A 22,328-nucleotide genomic window follows, 5' to 3' on the forward strand; every position below is an offset into this window, starting at 1 on the left:
TAACATGAAGCGGGCATGGATTAGTATTGTGTTACTAACACTTTTAACTGGCTGCTGGGACCAGTCGGAATTGACCGATCTAGCGTTTGTTTCAGCGGTTGGTATTGATTTTGGAGAGAACGAGAAATATAGATTAACCTTTCAAATAATTAATCCAAAAAATGTTGCTGGTACACAGCAGCAAGGTGGGATTCAAGGTCCTCCCGTGACCTTATATGAAGGTGGTGGAGATAATATTCTAGAGGGTGCTCTGGAAACGACCCAAAGAGTTTCACGTCAACTGTTTTTCGATCACGCAACATTAGTTGTTATTGGAGAAGACGTTGCCAGAAAAGGAATATTCGACATTCTTGAGCTATTTGATAGAAGTCCTGATTTTCGAACAACTGCTAGAGTAGTGATTGCAAAGGATGCGAAAGCAGAAGAACTACTGTCCATTTTAACTCCTATCGATCAAGTACCTGCGCAAAAAATCGTAAAAATGATTGACTTTACTCCTGAAATTTGGGGAGAAAATATTAAAGTTAATGTTTCAGATATTATTCGTTCTCTCTATTTTCCAGGAAGAGAGCCATTAATTAGCGGGGTTTCTATTATAGGTGATAAAGAGAAAGGAAAATCCGATTCAAATATTCAATCATCCAAACCATCGGCAGTTATAAGCGCATCGAGTCTCGGAATATTTAAAAAGGATAGGTTAATTGGGTGGACAAATGGAGAGACCACAAAAGGAATAAACTGGGTTAATAATAATATTAAAGGAACTACGGTTAATGTTGATTGGGGTGATGTGAAAGAAGCTATCGGCATTACTTTAATTCGCACCAAATCAAGATTATCTGCAGAAATTAAAAATGGGATTCCTTCTCTAAAGGTACACATTGATACAGAAGGAAATGTTTCGGAAGTACATGTACCCATTCCACTCAATAGTCCAGGGCCATTAAAAAAAATTGATCAGCTTTTAAATGCTGAAATTTCAAAAGAAGTACATCAAGCAATTGAATATGCGCAAAAAAAGAAAACCGATATATTAGGATTTGGAGAGCAAGTCAGGTATAAAGACCCAAAATATTGGGAAACGATTAAAAATAAATGGGACGATGAAATTTTTCCAAATGTAGATGTTGAGGTTACAGTAGAGGCGTTTGTTCGTCGAACCGATTTAAAAATGAATCCATACTTTTATGATTTAAAAAAGGAAAAAGAGGCTGAATAAAATGGAGAAGGCTAAAATAGACAGTATACAATTATTTATTCTTGTTTTGCTTTTTGAAATGGGGACTTCCATCGTACTTGCAATTGGAATTGAAGCAAAAACAAGTGCTTGGATAACTATATTAATCGGTTCGTTATTTGGTTGCCTTTTATTTCAAGTGTACATTAAACTGTTTCAATATTATCCCAATGATTTACCTACTACCTATACAAGGAAAATTTTCGGTAAGTATATTGGAAGTTTAATTAGCTTCCTATATATTGTCTATTTTATCTATTTAACTGCAAGAGTTTTACGAGATTTTGGGGAGTTATTACTTACCTTTGCCTACCGAAATACTCCCCTTTTTATTGTAAATTCCATTATGATAATTGTCGTCATATATGGAGCGAAAAAAGGAATTGAAGTCATTGCTAGAACTGCGGAATTAAATTTCCTGTTAATCTATTTCATGGCAATTACAGGGTTTATTTTAATATTCATGTCCGGATTAATTGATATTAATCGCTTAAAACCTTTATTCGGAGAAGGTATTCTTATCATTTTTAAAGTTGTCGCAACACAAACTGTCTATGTACCATTTGGTGAAATGGTCATATTCTCTTATCTTTTCCCTTATTTGAACCATCCGAAAAGTACCCGAAGAATTGGGACTTTCGGGATACTCTTAGGTGGGATAAATTTAGCAATTACTATGGCAATTAATATTGCTGTATTGACAGCACCAAAAGTAGAAAATACACCTTTTCCGTTACTAACAACGATCCAACAAATTCAGATTGCTAATTTTTTGGAACGTTTAGACGTCTTCTTTTTAGTCACCTTATTTATTGGAGCATTCTTTAAAATATTATTGTATTTCTATGTTGCTGTCATCGCAACAACGACTTTATTCAACATAAAACAGAAAGATAGTATTGTATATCCATTAGGATTAGTAGTATTAATCCTATCCATTACAACAGCTAGTAGTTACCAAGAACATATTCAAGAAGGCCTAGAAGTCGTGCCTATTTATTTACATTTGCCATTACAAATCATTATTCCAATTCTACTATTAGGAATCGCCATGGTAAAAAATAAACGTAAGAAGAAAAATTCTGGTCAAAAAGCTAATAGCGACCAACAAAATCTCGAGAACTCTAAACCAAGCACCGATATGTAATGAAAATGGAGTATTTTTTCAAATTCTTCCATTTATACTTTTTTGTTCAATAGTATAAAGAAATAAAGGATGGCATTTGAAAACTCACAAATCCCATCCCTAGTAAATATTACTTCTTTTCCCCTGCCCGTTTTATCTCATCTATACATTCTGGATTTTGTAGAGTGGAAATATCCCCTAACCCTTGATGTAAAAATGCAGATCGGATAATTCTCCTTGCTACCTTACCACTTTGCGTTTTCGGCAAATTAGTCACCACAATCATGTGTTTCGGCAGAAATGCTTTACCTAATTTGTCTGCAATGGTTTGCTTTAACTCATGCATTAATTTTAATATGTCTGCACCGTCTATATATGTGTGTGGTACGACGAACAATAAAGGTACCTCTCCCTTTACCTCATCAGGAATTGAAATGACAGCTGATTCTTTAACCAACGGATGATTGACAAGTAATGATTCAATGTCTGCAGGTCCTAAACGCTTGCCTGCAATATTCATTGTATCATCCGATCTACCTAAAATGAACCAATATCCGTCACTATCAATTGCTGCAAAATCGCCATGATGCCAAATTCCTTGCCAACGATGCCAATACGTATGCAAATACCGTTGATGGTCATTCCAATAGGAATAGGTCATCCCTACAAATGGCTTTGTTATAACTAAATCGCCAACTTTATTGTGCACATCTTTACCGTTTTGATCTACCACGGTCGCTGCCATTCCTGGCGCTGGACCATGAAAAGAACAAGGCTTAAGCGGTTTTATTGGAACACAGCTTAAAATTCCTCCTGAAATCTCAGTTCCACCGGAATAATTAATTATCGGACAGCGCTTTGCACCTACTTTTTCAAAATACCATTTCCATGGTTTTGGGTTCCATGCCTCACCGGTTGATCCAAGAATTCTTAATGTTTCTAAATTATATTCTACTGCAGGATTGTCGTCATAGTTCATCATGGATCGTATCACCGTCGGCGCAACTCCCATAATGGAAACTTGATGCTTTTCCACTAATTCCCATAATCGTTTTTCCGATGGATAATCCGGGCTCCCTTCATACAAAACTGCTGCTGCACCATTAATAGCTGTTCCAAAAATATGCCAAGGTCCCATCATCCAGCCAATATCCGTTAACCAAAACATCCGATCATTTGCTTTCACATCAAAACAAAAATACATATCAATGGCATTTTTCAACGGGAAACTATAATGAGTGTGCTGTGTCCCCTTTGGTTTACCTGTTGTACCTGATGTATAAATAATTAATAATGGTTCATCAGACTTCATTGCTTCTGTTTTTATTTTTTTGTGTCCATCCTCAAGTAATATTTCGTGATAATAGATAGCATTCTTTTTTAAAGACTTTGGCTGCTCACCAAAAGATTTCGTAATGCGATTGACGATAATTAGTTTTTCAAGCGTCGGAACTAATTTTGCCGCATCCTCAGCTACTTTTTCCAATTCCACTACTTTCCCTTTCCGGAAAAATCCATCCGCAGTAATTAACCATTTTGCCTCCCCGTCATTCAGTCGCACTGCAACTGCGTCTGACCCAAATCCAGAAAAACAAGGAATAACAACCGCTCCAAGCTTTGCACAGGCAAAAAGAACTGGTTGGATTTCAGGAACTTGCGGTAAAAATACGCCGACTCGATCTCCTTTCTTCACACCAAGATTCTTCAAACCGTTGGCAAGACGATCTGTTTCCTCCATTAATTCTTCAAATGTAACCGTACGTGTGGAACCGTCCTCTCCTTCCCAAATAAGCGCCGTTCGCTTACCATTACCGTTTTTCACATGCTTTTCTAGTCCGTAATGATAGAGATTTGTTAATCCTCCTGGAAACCAAAGCGGTAATTCGACACCACTTGAAAGATCCACAACTTTCTCATAGTTTTGAAACCAAGGGATTGCTAATTCTTCTAATATCGCAGGATAAAACCAATCCGGTTCATGTACCGACTTGTATAGTAATGTTTCATAAGAAGGGATATGATGCTTCTTCATAAAAGAAGTTATATTAGCGGACTCTATTTGTTCCTTTGTCGGTGTCCAGGCAATTTTATTGTCCCCAGAAAGAAAGGAAACGTTTTCATTTTTCCTCATTTAATTCCACTCTCCACGATTTTATTTATACATCTCCAAATTAAGTAAATCACTTCAAAAAAAGCATCGGATATCGGCCAGATGCTTTTCCCCTCGTTTTTTCTATACAATATATGTATGTTAAATCTAGACAGTTATTCGAAATTGTAAAATATTCAATCGCTATAGGATACATTTCTTTATCGTTCCGGTAGAATGGTGGATCGGATACTAACGAAACCTTAAGCTTGATTACGTCCCTAAAAAATATTGACAATAATTACTCGTTTGATATATATTTATAAATATCTTAATAATAATTTTTATATTGATTCCGTAGCTCAGCTGGGAGAGCACCACCTTGACAGGGTGGGGGTCGCTGGTTCGAACCCAGTCGGGATCATCATTATAAGGCACATTCCATTATTTGGTTTGTGTCTATTTATTTTTCTATTGTATTTTTTTCAATTTTTTCGCTTGGATTATTTTTTGCCCATTTTCGTATTATGATAGACTAAATGTAATAGAATTTTCCATTGTATTAAGTACATATTTGTATTGGAGTGTGGGGAAATTGCTAACTAATTTGTATTTTGTGAGACATGCACATTCTACATATACACCAGACGAATTAGGAAGACCATTGTCCGAGCAAGGATTTAGTGACGCAAATTGTGTGACAGATTTGCTTAAAAAAGAAAATATTGATCACATCTTTTCCAGTCCTTACAAACGGGCAGTTCAAACCATTGAAGGAATTGCCAAATTCAGAAATAAAGAGATTGTGTTAGTAGATGCTTTTAAAGAACGCCTCCTGTCCGAATTGCCGGTGGAGAATTTTTCTGAAGCCATTACTAAAGTTTGGGAAGAAGATGATTTTTCATGGCAGGGTGGGGAATCTAATACAATTGCACAAAAAAGGGGAATTCATGCGACTTTACAAATTTTAAAAAACTATACTGGGGAAAATATAGTAATCGGTACGCATGGGAACATAATGGTTTTAATTATGAATTATTTCGATAAAAAATATGGATTCAAATTTTGGCAGCAACTTAAAATGCCCGATATTTATAAACTATCATTTAATGGAGAAGCACTTATACAGGTGCAGAGATTATCGGAATTAAGCAAAGACTGAAAAAAAGTATGTCGTCCCCCTCACAGACAATGAAATAATCAAACAATGCGTATTTTTTCTTATTTATCTATCGTAAAGCAGCTGCAAATATTATAGAAACTGAAATAATAAAGGAAATTGAAACCTCGATAGAGCTAATGTTTTTTCGCATTAATAAAAAATAATATCGAGTCTATTAAACTTTTACTATAATAATACCAATCCAAAGATAGATGAAATATTGTTCATATTAGTTACCTTACTATTAAAGGCGAACACATACTATATATTTATGATTGACATTTGGAAGAAAAACATATGCTGATCAAGTAAAATGACAAAAATAAAAGAAAAAGTTTTATATAATGTAAAAGTAAAAGAGGTGAAAGAAGGAGAATGGATAATGGATACCCCTTTTTCATCAAAAACCCCGTAAAGACTCGATTAGTTTCAAAAATTTACGAGGCAGTTCAAAAAATATATAGTTTCTTATCTTTGGAAAGCATTATAACCTAAATCCTTATATTTGTATGTATTTAAAAAAACAAACAAATTTATTAGATTTTTTCTATCCATAGTTTATTCTTTGTCGTTAACTAAATCATCAATTAAATCATGTATAGATACACCAAGAACCTTACTAATTTTTTGTAAGACTTGTATAGAAGGATTAGAATTTTGATTTCTCTCAATTGAACTTATATAGGATTTTGCAACCCCTGACTTCTCCGACAATTCCGTAATTGACAGATTGTTCTCTTGTCGTAATTGTTTAATATTTTTACCAATCAATTTTTTCACTCCTAAAAATCAGCAATTTTTTTATTCTAATTTTCTACATTCGTATTATTTAATGTTCATATTATTATATTTTTTATTTTTCGTCTTTTTCAATTATTCATTTCCAACAAAACATCTTTTCGAGAGCTCTATGGAGCACGCTCTCTCCATTGTTTAATGACAATTTATAGCAATTATTGTTAAGTAAATGTTATACTCTTTCAAATCCATAGGGACCAAGACTTATACAATGTTCCATTATATTTTCATTAAGGTAAATCTATATACTCATACAATTTTAAATAATAACCAATAAGTCTATACCATTCACTAAAAATAGCAGATATTTCTTTACATTTTGGATACCATGTATCTCCAAAATCTGTTTTACCCGCTACATATATTAGTTCAATACCCGATTGTCTATATACTCTATTGAAAGACACTTTAGACCTGCGCATATGATAATCCGATGAAACAACGATAGCTGATTGGAAATGGAAGTAATTCATTTTTTCTAACGTATGAACTGCAGTAGAATATGTACTAGTCGCTTTTGTTTCAAGGATGATAGCACTTTCCGGAATTCCATATTGTAATGCATCCTCCAACTGAAATCCGCCTTCGTTACTATTAGAAAGCATGACATATTCCGCATAACCTTGAAGGTAAAGCTCTGCAGCTTTTTCCATTCTTCCTGGCCCACCGCTTAAGACAATAATTACATCAGATTGTCTAGGTTCTTGACTGACTATTAAATAATTTTTCGCAAAAATTAATAGTACACAAAATGTTACCATTAATACTGCAGCCATTTTGAATAATCTCATTTGCTCAGTCCTTCGAAAATCATTCTTCTTTCGTTAAAGATGCTTTTTGCTAAAATGAATGCTTTTCCGATAACATATTAAAGGATAGTAACCATCCTGCAGTTCATCTTTTGTATTAAAAAATTGGTTTCACTTTACTTCTAACTTTACAATTCCCTCTAATTTTTTCGATATTTGATTTAATAGTTTTTCTACTGTAGGTTCTTTCATTGAGTATGCCTCAAAATAAGATAACAGCAATAATTCCTTAAATAGCATCTGTTTCTCTTCTTCCATGTGTCCTCCATATTCCATATATCCATATTCTAATTGATCCATTTGTTCAATTTTCGATTCAACATATTTCTTACTAATATCGTGTATGGTGGAGAAACTGTCTTAGTAAGAATGAAAACCATTGACATAAAAAAAGGATGATCTTGCAATCATCACAAAAAGTAATACAAATGGTTGTTGTCGTGGGTATATCATTGATTCACCGTTTTCGTTATTAAAAAAGGTTATTTGTATTTATACATTTTTTAAAAATTGCTTTAGTTCCGCTACATCATTTGCAATATAGACATTTTTCGTTTCATTTGCCACCTTACGATTTTTAAATCCAAATCCATAGGTTACTGCACAAAAATCAATACCTACCTGCTCAGCCCCAATAGAATCATATACACTATCCCCTATCAGAAGTACTTTTGAATGTTGCCTCTCACCGATCTCGTTTAAGCAAATAGTAATAATATCCGCCTTACTATATGAATCGTTCTCATCAATTCCATTAATCGAATGAAAATAGTTAGAAATACCAAAATGATGAATAATTTTTTTTGCTAAATCGTCTCTTTTTAAAGTGGCCACCCCAATGTTTATCTGATTATTTTTTAGGAATCTTAATAATTCCTCCATATTATGATATAGCTTCGCTTCGTATAGTCCTTTATCGTTGTATCTGTTCCTATATATTTCCACAGCATCATTCGCCTGTTTTTCATTAAAACCGCATAGACTTATAAAAGATTGTTTTAATGGCGGACCAATAAAACTTTGATATTGATCTATCGTTAATTCCGGTTTGTTTAACTTCTTTAATGTAAATGAAGCACATTTAATAATTCCTTCTGAAGTATCAATCAATGTTCCATCCAAATCAAATAATATCGTTGTATACTTCATATTCCCTCCAAATTAAGTGATAGCATTGCAAATGCTAGAGATAAATTGACAATTTCATCCTTTCTGAATCGTATATGGTTGAAGTTAAAAAGTGTATTTCCATATCTTTTCTTAGCGATGAAATATAATTACTGATTGCTTCATTCTTATTTAACAATGCTTCTTTTTCAACATTATTAATTAATTCATCATGTATGTAATTCTCTGTCTTGTCGACACTAAATCCATCAAATCCTGCTAAAAATATAGTTGTGATCGATAAGCTATTTAACAAGTTGAGTAGCATCATACCCGCATTATCAGATATCGTTACACTTGAAATCAATAAATTAGAGTAATTAACAATAATAGAGGATTGCTTCTTCAGAGTTAATAGATTGGAAGTTAAAATATATAGTGTAGTCTCTGGGGAGTTTTCCAATGTTTCCTTCCATTGTTCAAATCTTTTTAAATTACTTATGAATACAGCATCTACGTTTATATCTTCTGGTAGAAAGTTCACGCTAATAACAAAGGGATTTTTAAGCTTAATAAAATTTCGAACAGTATCTTTTTCTCTTGCAAGTGATTTACCTGGTGAAAGAACAAGAATATCTCTACCATCCAAGAGGTTTCTTAAACATTCGAGATTTTCAGAGTCATCTACGTACTTTTCTTGGTAAGAAATATATAAATCTTCTATATATTTTTTATCAAAGATATCTCGTTTTTCAATTGGAAGCTGTTTTAAAATCGAATGAATCTGTTTTACAGTAATAGTTTGTTTATTAATTAAAAAGGATGCATAATTTGGATGACATTTATTTATAGCAGCTAAATAATATGGAACAGTATACCCCCATTGCGGTTCATGGAAAAATCTACTTAAGTGCTCATCGACGATTTCTAATAAAGGAATTGTATTGTATTTTTCCTCGGTACTTTCATTAATATAATGAGTGATTAATTCTGTACATAAATTTCCCGCTCCTCTTCCCATTCCAAATACAGTTGAGTCGATTATAATATTTCTTTTTGTTTTCAATATTAATAGCTCTTGGGCGTTGGAAAAAGATAGTTGTAAATTATTATGAGAATGGAAGCCTATATGAATAGATGGCTCAAGATTTCGATCTATTAAATGGAATAACCGAAATAAGTCGTTTTTATACATAATTCCCAACGTATCAACAATATAAAATGCATATGGTCTTAATTTATTTACTTTTGTTATTAAGTTTAGAAGTCCTTCATCAGAATAACTTGTAATCCCAACCGGCTGAATAAAAACTTTATAGCCTTTATTCATAAGTTCTTTTCCATACTCCAATGCCTCCCGAATTTCTTTCTCTGTATCATGAAATGTTAGTCGAATGCCATCAATTGATGAGCCATCACATTTTACAATCTTTTTTAATGGGATATATGGTTGGTCAATCATTCCTACATAGATAGTATCTTTATTTTTCTTTCCTAAAAAAGGATGTAACTTTTTTACATCATCATATAAAGAGCGATTTTCATCAAATGGGACATCTCTTAAAAATCCACACTCAATAATATCAACATGTGATTGGGACAATTTTTCTATTATCTTTTTAATGCTCCTATTTCCGAAATTCCAATCATTAACATACCCGCCATCTCTTAATGTGCAGTCCAATATTTTAATATTTTCCATTTTCACAACCCACCACATTTCTATAGAGCTTATTAAAGATTGCATCAGCAAATGTAAAATCGTCCTTATTGTTTATATCTATAGCTTCTATTGGCGAAACTTCTATCATATATGGGTTAAACCCAATTCTCCTATTATACTTTTCTATTAACTCTCTTCTATAAATATACAAACCCGTTGTCTCCGAATATATTGGACTAAGATCTTGGGTTCTAGGCACATTTTCTAATGAGTAATTAAAGGGAATTTTGCCATTAGGTTCCCATAAAAACTCTTGTATTTTTTTTACAGTAAATGCAGAATCATATCCTTCATTGACGACTTTAGAAATTCCTTTGTTAATAGAGTCCACCGTTATAAAAGGTGCTGTTGCATGAGCTAAAACATATATGTCGGCTTCAACATCTTTGGCAAAGGAAATCATCACTTCGTTTATAGATGTTTCATTTGAATCTAACTCCCTATTTCTTTTTATAAATTTAATACCTTCAGGTAAATAATCTCGAATGGTATCTTTACTACAATAAACATATAATTCCTCAATTAAGTTGCTTTTCGTTAATGTATTCAGCATATACGAAAGTAATGGATCCCCACCTTCGAAAGATTTAATATTTTTATTTGGCAGTCTCTCATTATTTAATTTTATTGGCATAAATGCCACAATTTTTACCACTTCAAACACCCCCTCAATTATGTTTGTCCTTTTTCTAAACCAACATCATATTTCCTTTATTAAGAACGTTTAGGTGAAAAAAAATAGCTAAATAAAGATTATTTATATAGTTTTCCTAAAAACAAAATAAACCAATATTATTCGTTCTATATAAAGAACATATAATATTTTAGGAACTATTTCAATAGTTTTTAAAAATAATTTAAAGGAATTGCTAAAATTGTTAAACTATTCGTTATATTAACTATGAATATGCTGTCCATATCCCGTTGGATTATTAACTTGCCAGCGCCATGCATCCATACACATTTCTTCAATATCTTTTTCAGCTGTCCACCCCAATTCATATTCTGCCTTAGAGGGGTTTGCAAAGCAGCTTGCCACATCACCAGGTCTCCGATTAACTATTTTAAAAGGAATTTTAACACCAGATACTTTTTCAAATGCGGTTAATATTTCGAGAACACTTACTCCTCTCCCTGTACCAAGGTTATAAACTTCTAAATCTGTTGATTTCAATATTCTTTCCAACGCTTTTAAATGCCCTTTGGCTAAATCAACGACATGAATATAATCTCTGACGCCGGTACCATCAACTGTTGGATAATCATTACCGTATATTTGTAGCTCCTTACGAGTTCCAATAGCAACTTGGGTTAAATATGGCATTAAATTGTTCGGAACCCCACGCGGGTCTTCTCCAATCCTCCCACTATGATGTGCACCAACTGGATTAAAATATCGTAACAGCGTAATACTCCAGCTTGGGTCAGCGCTGTATATATCACGAAGGATTTCCTCTATCATTAATTTAGTTCTACCATACGGATTGGTTGGGCTGAGAGGGAAGTTTTCTGAAATTGGAACACGTTTGGGATTACCATATACCGTTGCAGATGAACTAAACACAATCCGCATAACTCCATAATTTTTCATAACCTCGCAAAGTACTAGTGTCCCAGTTATATTATTATGATAATAAAAATGAGGAATCTCAACAGATTCCCCAACAGCCTTCACTCCTGCTAAATGTATCACAGCATCTATATTATTTTCAGCAAATACTTGTTCCAACGCTCTCTTATCCAATAAATCGACTGAATAAAACGAAAAGTTCTTCCCTGTAATTTCCTTTATACGGTTAATCGATTCCATCTTGCTATTACATAAGTTATCGACAATAACGATTGAATACCCTGCCTCCAAGAGTTCAACACATACGTGGCAACCAATGTATCCTGCACCACCTGTGACTAGTATCTCCAATACTATCCCCCCTAATGATTTAAATAAATAGTACAACATGGTAGAATGCTTTTCCTCTGACTGAGAAAGCTCCATGCACTAGTAGAAGATTCTCCCTTTTCCTTATTGTGACAATACGATATAAGCTATCTTTAAAGTAGATTATTTTTTCAAAACCGCATCTAAATCTACCCTCTCAAATACTTCCAGCATACCACCGCGAGTTGCATTATAGATTTTAATATTATGATGATCGGCAAATCTTTTTGCAACCTTATAGGCACTGATCATTTTTTCGCCTGCAATTGAAACATTGGGATCACCATGACCATAATCGATAAAATGATGATTTGAATTACTAGCATAATTACTATCCGCACCAAGTAAATATATTTGTTTAAACCCCATATATACTGCTATTTGAATAAGTGAGTACGTAATAGAATAACCATCAAATACAACTTTGAATGGATCATCACTAAATTTTGTAGAATACTTTTTACCTTCTTTATTATGATTTAAAACATTTAAAGGAAAAATAAATGTTTTCAGGGATTCTGGTACTTGTATACATCTTGCTAGTCTATCTGCTATAAATACACCCTTTGTATCTATATTTTCAATTTGCCTTTCTAATTTTCTATAGACATGGAGACTCTGAATACCATAATAAGTTGGACGCCAGTCAGTTTCGTTAAATGCAAGGACAATTGAATTCATACTAAAAGTGATTTCGTTTTTTAATTTTTCAAGATCCGATATCGTTAAACTTGGTCCTGTTGCTACAATAAAGCATCTATCCCCTTTATGTATATTCTTAAGAAGTTTTAGTCTCTCGAAAAGAGTATTTCTATGAATATTAGTAACTCTCAAAAATCGTTTAATATTAAAAACGTATTTAGGAGGAATGGATTGTTTAATTTTAGCAATCATATACATCACCTTTCGACTGTCTCTTTTTATTTCTGACAATCATACTCGTTGATAATGAAGTTTTGTATTTAGTAATTAATTTAGTAACTCTTTTATTAGGAATTAAACAATGCTTCGTTAACTCCTGATCAATATTATATATATTTGCCTTTCGGATTGCTTCTCCCTCCATAAAATACTGTTCTACCGCTTGGGATTTATGACAGGCTAACATTCTTTTCTTTAATTTTCTCTCATCGTCAGAAATATCAATAATGATTTCCTCCTTTTCATTATTATTGGATAAAAATTTAATATTTGGAGTTCCGATAGGTTGTACTGGGTTATATTCGGACCATTCATAAACTTCCATAAATTGCTCCCGATTACATAAGGTTTTAACTAAATAACTAGTCATATCATGATCAATATGTCCACCTTCAATACAATGCACATACACTTTTTTCGGCTTAGTAGAATAAAATATTGATATTAAATCCTGATAAATTTCCTCTAGATACCTCTGTGTTCCTCCATCTGGAAATCCTAAAAAAAATATATCCTCTTCTGTTATGTCAATATACTTTAGAGCATTAATTGCTTCTTGATTTCTTGTATTTGCAAGTTTTTCAGATTGTGATTTTCTAGCAAACCAGCTTTCCCTTCGTCCCGCAGTTCCATTTGTAACAAATACAATTTTAATCGTATCCCCTTTTAAACGATGTCTATTAAGTACAGTACCTAAACCTAATACGTCATCATCCTGATGCGCACAAAAAACAAGGACATCTGCGGCATTGTTATTTTTTTCTTCCACCACATGACGTCCTAGCATTTTATTTGGATAACGATACAATTTGCGAATAAACTCAATTCTTTTTACTAAGTGATCCCGTTGAGATAAATACGATTTTAATCTTATTTTTGCAGCTAAATAAAGTGACAATTTACCTTCCCCCAACTCTCCATAACATTCTTTTATACCGCTGAATATGCATCTTTTGTTTTATATACTGACTCCTTTAATTGACCTTTTGATATTTGAAAAATGATATCACAATTTTCTATTGTCGTTAAACGGTGTGCAATAATTAGAATCGTCTTTTCCTCCTTCAATCCATCAATTGCTTTCATAATCTCTTGTTCTGTTTCATTATCTAAAGCTGATGTAGCTTCATCCATAACTAGAATTTCCGGATTATTATATAACGCCCGAGCAATTCCAATACGTTGTCTCTGGCCACCAGACAATCTAACACCTCTTTCCCCAACAAATGAATCTAATTTACCAGGAAGTGATTCTACAAATTCCTTTAATTTTGCCTGCTCTAATGACCTCCACACTTCCGTATCATCAATATTTTTCGGATCTACTCCAAAAGCAACATTCGAACGAATTGAATCATCTGATAAATAAATCGTTTGTGGAATATAGCCTATTTTTCTTTGCCAAATGTTTATCTGTTGGTTAATCGAAATATCATCTACTAGAATTTGCCCACTTTCTGGTTCTAGTACCCCAAGAATTAAATCAACAAGGGTCGTTTTTCCTGCACCCGATTCCCCAATAAATGCTACCGATTGCCCTATTGGAATAGATAAAGAAACGTTTTTTATAGAATAGTTAGTCTGCTCTGGATACCTAAAAGAAACATTCTTTAATTCAATTCCTTTCTGATAAATACGCTCTCTATTTCCAATCGTTTCCGTTCCATTTTTACTAGATTCCTCACTTTTTATCATTCCTTTATGTGTGTCTAATATTAAATCTTCATAAAGGGTATCTACAGCCGGCCGGTTAAAACGAATTCCATTTACTAATGCCATTACACGAGTTAATGAAGGCATAAGCCTAAATGCAGCCATTGCAAATAGAGCCATCATTGAAACAACATTGGACGTATTTTTACCTTGTAGAATAATAATCAATAATGTACCTAAAATAACAGATATAATCATAACCTCTAGAAAAAACTTAGGGCTTTGTTCTAACATCAATCTAAATCTATTAATTCTTGCATTACGTAAACTTTCTTTTAAATATGATTGAACAAAAAAACGTTCGTTACCCATTACCTTAATTTCTTTGCTCGCGCCCAATCCTTGATTAATCCATTTAATCATATTTCCAGATACTGCTTGAGACTCTTTTCCTAATGCTCGAATTTTTTTTCGAAAAATTTTATTAAATAAAAAAACACTTCCTCCTAATGTAATTGATGAAATGGCTGTGGGAATCGGTGCTATTGTAATAAGCAAAATGAAAATACATGCTATCACTAGAAGTTCTGTAAGTAATTGAAAACCTGACAAAATTATTCCATAAATGACCCTTGGAACTTCGTTATTGATATTTCTGAGCAGGTTTGCTGAATTCCTTTGAAGATGAAATGTGTACGGCTTTGTTATATACGATTTAAATAATCTTACTGACAATTGATTTTGTTGATTCAAAATTACTAAGCTTTGTACGTATTGGAAAAACAGCAAATATATATTTTTTAATATAAATACAGAAAGTAATACAATTGCTGAGAAAATCAAAAAGTCATTTGTTGACTGAAAGGAAAATAATTCGTAAGCTGACATTAATATTTGATTATCACTTAAAGAGGAACTGTTCATCACTATTTCTACAAAAGGAACAATTAGTCCGATACCAAGGGTTTCTAATACAGCAGCTATAATAATCATGACAAAAATTAATAAGAACCTTAATTTTTCCTTCTTGCTGAATAAAAATAATATTTTTTTGATTAAATCTTTCATTTAGGTACCCCTTTGCAATTTTAATTAAGTCACTTTCCGTTCCAATAGCTGTAATTCATCTGTTGATTCAACAAAAGTGTAAAATTTTTCAAGCTCTATTAAATAATCTGCTTTTCCGTAGCTTACATTATGTGCTAGTTTTCTCCTTAGCTTTTCATCAGTTAGCAACTTTTTTACTCCTTCAAGGATGCTCTCCACACTAAATTCAGCAATTATACCAGTTTCTCCATCCATTATCTGTTCCTTTGCAGTTAAGAAATTGGTGGTTATTATCGGCTTTTTCAATATTCTTGCCTCCGCTAAGGTTATACAATATCCTTCCGCACGTGAAGTTTGTATATAGATGTCGCATTGTTGGAAAAAGGGATACGGATTATCTGAAGCACCTAATAATATAAAGCAATCTGCAACTTCCTTTTTCATTATTAGCTTTTTTAAATTGGTATGTTCTGCCCCTTCACCAATAACGTACCATTTAAACTCATATCCGTCCTTTTTTAGCTTTTCTGCAACTTCAATAGCAATATCAAAGCCTTTTTCTATAGCCAATCTACCTACAGATAATAATCGCATCCCTCCTATTTTATCTGTAAACCCTTTTCCTATCTGTGACTTCTTTTCTATTACTTCTGGCAAGAGGATATTATATAATGTTATACATTTTTCCGCCAATTCAGGGAAAACCTCTAAAAATTTCTCTTTGGCTGCATTTGACACACCAAAAATACGGTTATATTTTTTATAATAATTACCGTATCCTTTTATTTCATTCCCAATGTCTGAACGATGGAGCCACGTTGCTTTTATATCTGCAGATACCTTTTCTACAATATAATATGTTGTTACAGATGGATGCCCGTAGAAATCGAGCGCAACATCATAATGATCCTCCACTACAGGAAAAAATCTATATCTCGCTTCATTACGATCATTAGGCTTATTTATCCAATTGTAAATTTTCCTTTTGAAAAAAGTCGTGATTATTTCACAAGTATATCTAAATTGTCTTTTCCTTATTGACCTTTTTAACATTTCTTTATTTCCATAATCTAATAGTTCACGGTCAAAATCAGAGACTTGTATTTCCTTTGTCTTGATCCAATTAGGTATTTTTTCTAATAATTCCCCTTCTTTCTTTACAAACAAAATAGTAATATCCAATTTTTCCTTATCTAATAAAAATAGCAAATTTAATAAGGCACTTTCTACCCCTCCATATCCCATAGCATTCATCATAATTAACATCTTTTTTTTCATTTACTATCCTCACTTTATCTTGATAAATCTATAAATATAAAAAAACACTCTCCCTTTTAGGAGAGTGAATCACTACCATATTGAAGAGGTATTCTATAGCATAACAATAAAAGTTAGCAACCATTTGGAAAGCAGTTGAAGCAGTTGAAGCAGTTGACTGCATTCCAACAGCATTCTTATTTACCATTTCCATATACTTTTATCGTTTCACAAAAACCACGTTAGACCTATTAGTGAATTTCTTCCTTTATTCAAAAGTTCATTTTAATTTAATAAAACTATTTTTATTCATAAAGGAATATTTAGTAATAATTAATAATCTTAAAACGCTAACGGATAGCAACGAAAGAAGGAACCCAAATTTTGTACTAACTTCAATATATTCATTTTTCATTATTCTGGTTATATTTTTTATAACTAGCATTCTATAGGATTGTATATATTCGAAATTCCGCCTCTTTTTACCATTTAAAAGAATCCTATATAACCTTTCAAACGAATGCTTAATAAAATTTGCATATAATTTCTGATTATCTTTATCTTGAAATTTATACAATTCATCAATGAATTGTATGTTTGACTCTATTATCTCGATTAAGTCCTTCTTCATGACTTTGGAACTTTCTCCCATAATACCACTAGATCTCTGGTAATAATTATATAATCCATAATCGGCAAATACCGCTTTTTTTGCACTTAAAAAAATGCGCGTGGAAAAATAGTAGTCCTCATATATTTTGTCTTCTAAAAACTTTATATTGGAAAATAATTCCCTCTTATATAGCTTTCCCCATACCTCCCATGAATACCTATTGTGGAGTTCCATTAAAATTTCTACACCTGTACCTATATATATTTCTTCTTGCTTTTTATTTGATAAAAAATTTTTTTCATATACATTTTTAGAACTTGTCGCAGATATATCTGCATTATTTTTTAATAATAGACGATAAAGTATTTCTACCATTCTTGGGTCAATATAATCATCACTATCTACAAATGTAACCAAGTCACCTTTCATTACACTAATTCCAGTGTTTCTTGCATTTGATACTCCACCATTATGCCTGTGAATTACTTTAACCCTCTTATCTATTTGTTGGTAAAAATCACAAATTTCACCTGATGAATCCGTTGACCCATCATCCACCAAAATAATTTCGAGGTTTTTGTATGTTTGATTTAATATACTTTCCACACAATTTTTTAAATATTTTTCTACATTATAAACTGGAATAATAACACTAATTAACATATTAAAATTATCCCTTCTTTCTTCACATTTAAAATACGGGACATCTATCGAAATGTATTCGTTAATTAATTATCCTTTTCATTCGTAAGCCTATTTGTTTAATTCTTAAAAGTAGCTTTATCGTCCATTTCGTTAAATTATTAGGAAAATAGTTAATTACATACAAAAAACACTTAGAAAATAAATTAAATCGCGAGCAAAGTTTAAACCATTTGAAATTTTCACTATAATAACCAAATAGATATTGCAGAATATTTTCCTTATTTTCAAGATTACTTTTTATTACTTGAATAATATAGCTCCTTACATATGTTTCAAGCATTTGTATTGCCATATCCCTTATTTTCCATTCGTTTTTTTCATTAAAGAAGTTAATCTGATTAGATATTGCTTCTAACTTTTGCAATCGTTGAATGTTAAACTGGTTTCCCATAATACTTGTAGATCTTTTTAAATAGAAGTATAAAGGTTGGTTTGTAAGAATAATTTTTGCAGCGTTATAAAAAACTTGGTATGTTGTGTATTCATCCTCATTAATTTTTCCTATAGGAAATCTTATTTTTTCAAAAAGTTCTCTTTTATATAATTTATTCCAAACCACTACTGTATAAACAGAATTATCATTATATAAATTTTCTATCGCCATCATATTATTTAACTTTATTACCTTATGTTTTTTTGGATTGATATTAACTAGATCCTTTTCCTTTGTATCTTCTTTAATAGCAATAAAACCACATTGGGCAATATCTGCTTGTTCACTCAAAATTAAGCTCAAAAGGTTTTCATAAAATTTATTATGTATAAAATCGTCTGAGTCAATAAAACTAATATAATCTCCTGTTGCGTAATCCAAACCGGTATTCCTTGCATCCGATAATCCCCCGTTTTTTTTGTGAATTACGTGAATTCGTGAATCTTTAAGCGTATAGGAGTCGCAAATCTTACCACAATTATCAGGTGACCCATCATTAACAAGGATAATTTCTAAATGTTTATACGATTGATTAATTATACTTTGAATGCACTTATGAAGATATTTTTCAACATTATAAATTGGTACTATTACACTTATCTTCGAATCCATTTCATTCCCTCTATTTCCAAATTGACCAATACGTAATAGTAAAGCTAGTTATATTTACAATAATTTGAACGTTTCATATGAATATTTAATTTTTACTTTTAAGCATTTATATTTATTCATTATTTTTAATAGCACTACTTTGAATTTGTTCCCTTGCGTATTATTTATTATTGTAAGATGTCCCCCGCCAAAGTCCTTTAACGGCATAAACCATGTGCTTTTATGCAATGTAAAAATTTCTGGATTTTCTCTATAAACCATTACCATAATGGTTTGCTCATCGTCTGCCATCCCACTCTTATTTAATACAAGTTCAGCTTCCCTTGTTAACTTCCACAATTTAATCCATAAAAAATCCGGAGCAACAATTAGCCCGGCGGTAATGTAATCCTCCATTTTTCTAACGATTTCAAAAATCGGTGTATCATCAATATCTCTTAATGTAAATAGATTAATTTTTTCATCAAAGTCAAACTCCCAAAGAAAATCAAATTCTGAACTTTCACTATAACATTTACCCCCGTGGTTAAAACCAAAATCTAGCCATGCCACTTTGCCAGCTACATAACCTTTTTGAATTGCATCCTTGACAAACCATGATTTTAATAAGGTTAAATATATATATTCAGGGATAATCGTTTCAGGGTTAGTAGGTCGAAGTCTGAATTTCCGAAAAAACGGATTTGCTATAGTTCGCACTATGCTTTGATAAAGTTCTTCATCTATACTATATATGTCTTCGACAATGATAACTTTCGTTTTATGGTCTAAATTATATTTTTTTCGAATCGATAGAACTTCCGATGCTGTATGCCGATTGGTATATACAATTAAATTATTTTGTATTCTAGCCCAAAAATCAAAATATGCTAAATAGTCCTCTGTTGACCGTTCAAAGCCCTTCCAATTTTCTCTATTGATATGAAAATACGCTGTCACGATGCTAATTTCCGACATATTCAAATTCCTCACTTGCCCAATAATTTTCCAGATTCCTCAATATATCTTTTTCATTAAATTTTGATTTCGCTCTCTCTATGTCTTGTCTAAACATGATTAATTCTTTCGGGTTCGATAAGATTCTTTTTAACTCTTCATATATGGCATTAGTAGTATTTTCAACAATGGACCCACATTTTGTATCTCCTAGAATATCTTCTGCACCTGGCACACTTGTTGATAAAATAGGTACATCTAATAAAAGCGATTCAATACAAGTTGTACTTAAAGCCTCCGTATAAGAAGGACAAATATATAAATCACTTGCTGCAATGTATTTATATGGATTTTCCTGAAAACCATATAGTGTAACCGTGTCCTGTAGATGGTTGTCAATAATAAATTTCTGCACTTCCTCTTTTTCAGGTCCGTCCCCAATAATCCATAAACTGTATTCAAAACCTGAATCCAATAGGGATTTATGAATATGTAAAAGCCTCATTATTCCCTTTTCCTTTGCCAATCGGCCAACGGTAGTAAAAACTAGCCGGTTGCCCTTTTCTACCTTCAGCTCCTCCTTTGCCTTCTCCAATAGTTCATGGGAAGGAATTATGTTATATAAAACAGTTGATTTATCTATTCCTGTTACTTGCTTAAAACTATCATTTGCTGCTCTTGACACACAAAATATGTTATTGAAATTTTTATAGCTTTCTATATACTCCGACCATGATTTATAGCAATTGATAACTCTCTCATATCGGCTAATATCCTGATGAATCCAAGTAAATTTTTCCGCTCTTGAAATGGTATTTAGCCCTAACAAAACAACTGGTTTACCATCCGAATAGGCGACTTCAATATCATATTTTTCCCTAATAAAAATTTTGTAAAGGATGTTTGCCGGAATATATTTAAATAAGTGATCAATCCCCTTCATTTTTTTTGGAAAGATTCCTTTAACCTTGATGTGTGGTTTCAATAAATGCCTTATACTGTAATCTTTCATAATGGAAAGTATCGTTATATCATATTTTTTTGGATCAAGGGAGTTTACTAGATTGATTAACGCTTTTTCAACCCCTCCAATCCATAAAGCGTTTATTACAAAAAGGATTTTCATATCATTTTTTACTCCTTTTTCTCGATAAATAATTTGTAAGTATAAAAACAAACAATTTTTCATTTATATTTAAAACCGTTAAAAGCCACTTATATTTCCAATGCAATTGAGAATTTATTCTAGTTTTTGTATTTCCTGCGTATATTTTTAGCTTTTTCATTGTTGACTCGTATTCATCAAGGTATTTAATTGAATCCTGAGAAGATAAAATATTATTAATTAGTACTAAGCATTCAATAATATTTTTTTTCTCCGCATATTCCAGAAGATCTGGATAGTATTTACTTGTAAGCTTACATAGTTTCTCGGTAGAATAGATGACATCTAATTCTTTTTTTGAAAATGGAGATTTTACAATGGAGTCATCTCTTGTAAAATAAAAATATTTAGGTTCCCCATCATACACGGTTTTATTTGCGTTTTTAAATGACCAAAAATTAAAAAGTGTATCCTCGTAATATCTTCCATCTTCAAAGAATACACCATTCAATACATCTCTTTTATATAATTTATTCCAAACAGATAAAATGAACTTTTCCAGTTTCAAACATTCCTTTATGCTCTCAAAGTTATTTCCATTAAACTTTTTTCCAGTCCCATGACCTTTATGTAAATTTTTTCCATTGGAATGATAAAAGCTACAATGAGAAATATCTGCGTTATGCACTAATATTAAATTTAATAGAAATTCATACATATCTGGCAATATCCAATCATCACTGTCAACAAAACCTATATAATCCCCTTTTGCGATTCGTAGTCCACTATTTCTCGCCTTAGACAATCCCCCATTCGGTTGATGTATGACAATAATTCTAGAATCTCGCTCCGCCCATTGATTACATATTTCAGGACATCGATCTGGGGATCCATCATCGACTAAAATTATTTCCAGATTATTATAAGTTTGGTTCACAATACTTTCCAAGCACCTATTTAAATAATTTTCTACTTTATAAATAGGAACAATAACTGAAATTAACGGTTGCTTCAATTTTTCTGGCACCTCCCTTCGTCATTTATCTTTTCATACTA

At 32.1% G+C, this 22,328-nt stretch carries 19 protein-coding genes, 1 tRNA gene and 1 pseudogene; 4 read left to right on the forward strand and 17 right to left on the reverse strand.

All coding sequences use genetic code 11. The features are described 5' to 3' along the window. Positions 1-4: 4 nt before the first annotated feature. Together OEV98_RS01865 and OEV98_RS01870 are read left to right on the forward strand one after the other, a co-directional pair. A complete protein-coding gene (locus tag OEV98_RS01865) occupies positions 5-1,219 on the forward strand; it encodes a Ger(x)C family spore germination protein (protein WP_263071439.1) in 1,215 nt (404 codons plus the stop codon). A gap of 1 nt (position 1,220) precedes the next feature. Further along, positions 1,221-2,384: a GerAB/ArcD/ProY family transporter gene (locus OEV98_RS01870; protein WP_263071440.1), complete on the forward strand. Its 1,164-nt coding sequence runs from the start codon at positions 1,221-1,223 to the stop codon at positions 2,382-2,384. Positions 2,385-2,493: 109 nt separating this feature from the next. On the opposite strand, the gene OEV98_RS01875 is transcribed toward OEV98_RS01870, so the two are convergent. Further along, on the reverse strand, positions 2,494-4,494 hold the full coding sequence (locus OEV98_RS01875) for an AMP-binding protein (RefSeq protein WP_263071441.1): 2,001 nt from the start codon (positions 4,492-4,494) through the stop codon (positions 2,494-2,496). 309 nt (positions 4,495-4,803) lie between these two features. Between OEV98_RS01875 and OEV98_RS01880 the strand changes: the two genes are divergently transcribed. Both OEV98_RS01880 and OEV98_RS01885 read left to right on the forward strand, forming a co-directional pair. Further along, positions 4,804-4,876 (forward strand) — tRNA-Val (locus OEV98_RS01880). Between the two features lie 171 nt (positions 4,877-5,047). After that, complete coding sequence (locus OEV98_RS01885) at positions 5,048-5,614, forward strand: histidine phosphatase family protein (protein ID WP_263071442.1); 567 nt, start codon at positions 5,048-5,050, stop codon at positions 5,612-5,614. A 579-nt stretch (positions 5,615-6,193) separates the two neighbouring features. On the opposite strand, the pseudogene OEV98_RS01890 reads toward OEV98_RS01885, so the two are convergent. The 16 genes and pseudogenes from OEV98_RS01890 to OEV98_RS01965 form a co-directional block, all read right to left on the reverse strand. Further along, positions 6,194-6,385, reverse strand: a pseudogene (locus OEV98_RS01890) (helix-turn-helix domain-containing protein); the annotation flags it as partial. Positions 6,386-6,642: 257 nt separating this feature from the next. After that, positions 6,643-7,203: a YdcF family protein gene (locus OEV98_RS01895; RefSeq protein WP_263071443.1), complete on the reverse strand. Its 561-nt coding sequence runs from the start codon at positions 7,201-7,203 to the stop codon at positions 6,643-6,645. A gap of 129 nt (positions 7,204-7,332) precedes the next feature. Beyond that, positions 7,333-7,479, reverse strand: coding sequence for a hypothetical protein (locus tag OEV98_RS01900; protein WP_263071444.1), 147 nt, complete (start codon positions 7,477-7,479; stop codon positions 7,333-7,335). A 234-nt stretch (positions 7,480-7,713) separates the two neighbouring features. Continuing rightward, positions 7,714-8,370 carry an HAD hydrolase-like protein gene (locus tag OEV98_RS01905; protein WP_263071445.1) on the reverse strand — a complete coding sequence of 219 codons (657 nt, stop codon included), beginning with the start codon at positions 8,368-8,370 and terminating at the stop codon, positions 7,714-7,716. A gap of 34 nt (positions 8,371-8,404) precedes the next feature. Continuing rightward, entirely contained in the window at positions 8,405-10,030 is a 1,626-nt protein-coding gene (locus OEV98_RS01910) for an aldolase catalytic domain-containing protein (protein WP_263071446.1), read from the reverse strand. Beyond that, a complete protein-coding gene (locus OEV98_RS01915) occupies positions 10,017-10,706 on the reverse strand; it encodes an acylneuraminate cytidylyltransferase family protein (RefSeq protein WP_263071447.1) in 690 nt (229 codons plus the stop codon). The genes OEV98_RS01910 and OEV98_RS01915 overlap by 14 nt, the downstream gene beginning before the upstream one ends. Positions 10,707-10,946: 240 nt before the next feature. After that, positions 10,947-11,972 (reverse strand): UDP-glucose 4-epimerase GalE, encoded by a 1,026-nt coding sequence (galE, locus tag OEV98_RS01920; RefSeq protein WP_263071448.1) that lies wholly within the window; start codon positions 11,970-11,972, stop codon positions 10,947-10,949. A gap of 141 nt (positions 11,973-12,113) precedes the next feature. Next, the gene (locus OEV98_RS01925; protein WP_263071449.1) at positions 12,114-12,884 is read right to left on the reverse strand and encodes a 6-hydroxymethylpterin diphosphokinase MptE-like protein; all 771 of its coding nucleotides are present in this window, start codon (positions 12,882-12,884) and stop codon (positions 12,114-12,116) included. Then, positions 12,874-13,809 carry a PIG-L deacetylase family protein gene (locus OEV98_RS01930; protein WP_263071450.1) on the reverse strand — a complete coding sequence of 312 codons (936 nt, stop codon included), beginning with the start codon at positions 13,807-13,809 and terminating at the stop codon, positions 12,874-12,876. Before OEV98_RS01930 ends, OEV98_RS01925 begins: the two co-directional genes overlap by 11 nt. A 32-nt stretch (positions 13,810-13,841) precedes the next feature. Then, positions 13,842-15,632, reverse strand: coding sequence for an ABC transporter ATP-binding protein (locus tag OEV98_RS01935; protein ID WP_263071451.1), 1,791 nt, complete (start codon positions 15,630-15,632; stop codon positions 13,842-13,844). Between the two features lie 24 nt (positions 15,633-15,656). Next, a complete protein-coding gene (locus OEV98_RS01940) occupies positions 15,657-16,889 on the reverse strand; it encodes a glycosyltransferase (RefSeq protein ID WP_263071453.1) in 1,233 nt (410 codons plus the stop codon). A gap of 259 nt (positions 16,890-17,148) precedes the next feature. Beyond that, entirely contained in the window at positions 17,149-18,144 is a 996-nt protein-coding gene (locus OEV98_RS01945) for a glycosyltransferase family 2 protein (RefSeq protein ID WP_263071454.1), read from the reverse strand. A 61-nt stretch (positions 18,145-18,205) separates the two neighbouring features. Further along, positions 18,206-19,231 (reverse strand): glycosyltransferase, encoded by a 1,026-nt coding sequence (locus OEV98_RS01950; RefSeq protein WP_263071455.1) that lies wholly within the window; start codon positions 19,229-19,231, stop codon positions 18,206-18,208. Positions 19,232-19,285: 54 nt separating this feature from the next. After that, positions 19,286-20,188, reverse strand: a complete 903-nt coding sequence (locus OEV98_RS01955) for a WlaTC/HtrL family glycosyltransferase (RefSeq protein WP_263071456.1) — start codon at positions 20,186-20,188, stop codon at positions 19,286-19,288. Then, positions 20,175-21,293, reverse strand: a complete 1,119-nt coding sequence (locus OEV98_RS01960; protein WP_263071457.1) for a glycosyltransferase — start codon at positions 21,291-21,293, stop codon at positions 20,175-20,177. Before OEV98_RS01960 ends, OEV98_RS01955 begins: the two co-directional genes overlap by 14 nt. Before the next feature lies 1 nt (position 21,294). After that, entirely contained in the window at positions 21,295-22,287 is a 993-nt protein-coding gene (locus tag OEV98_RS01965) for a glycosyltransferase family 2 protein (protein WP_263071458.1), read from the reverse strand. Between the last annotated feature and the right edge of the window lie 41 nt (positions 22,288-22,328).

The organism is Perspicuibacillus lycopersici (assembly GCF_025660475.1).
GTDB lineage: Bacteria > Bacillota > Bacilli > Bacillales > Caldibacillaceae > Perspicuibacillus > Perspicuibacillus lycopersici.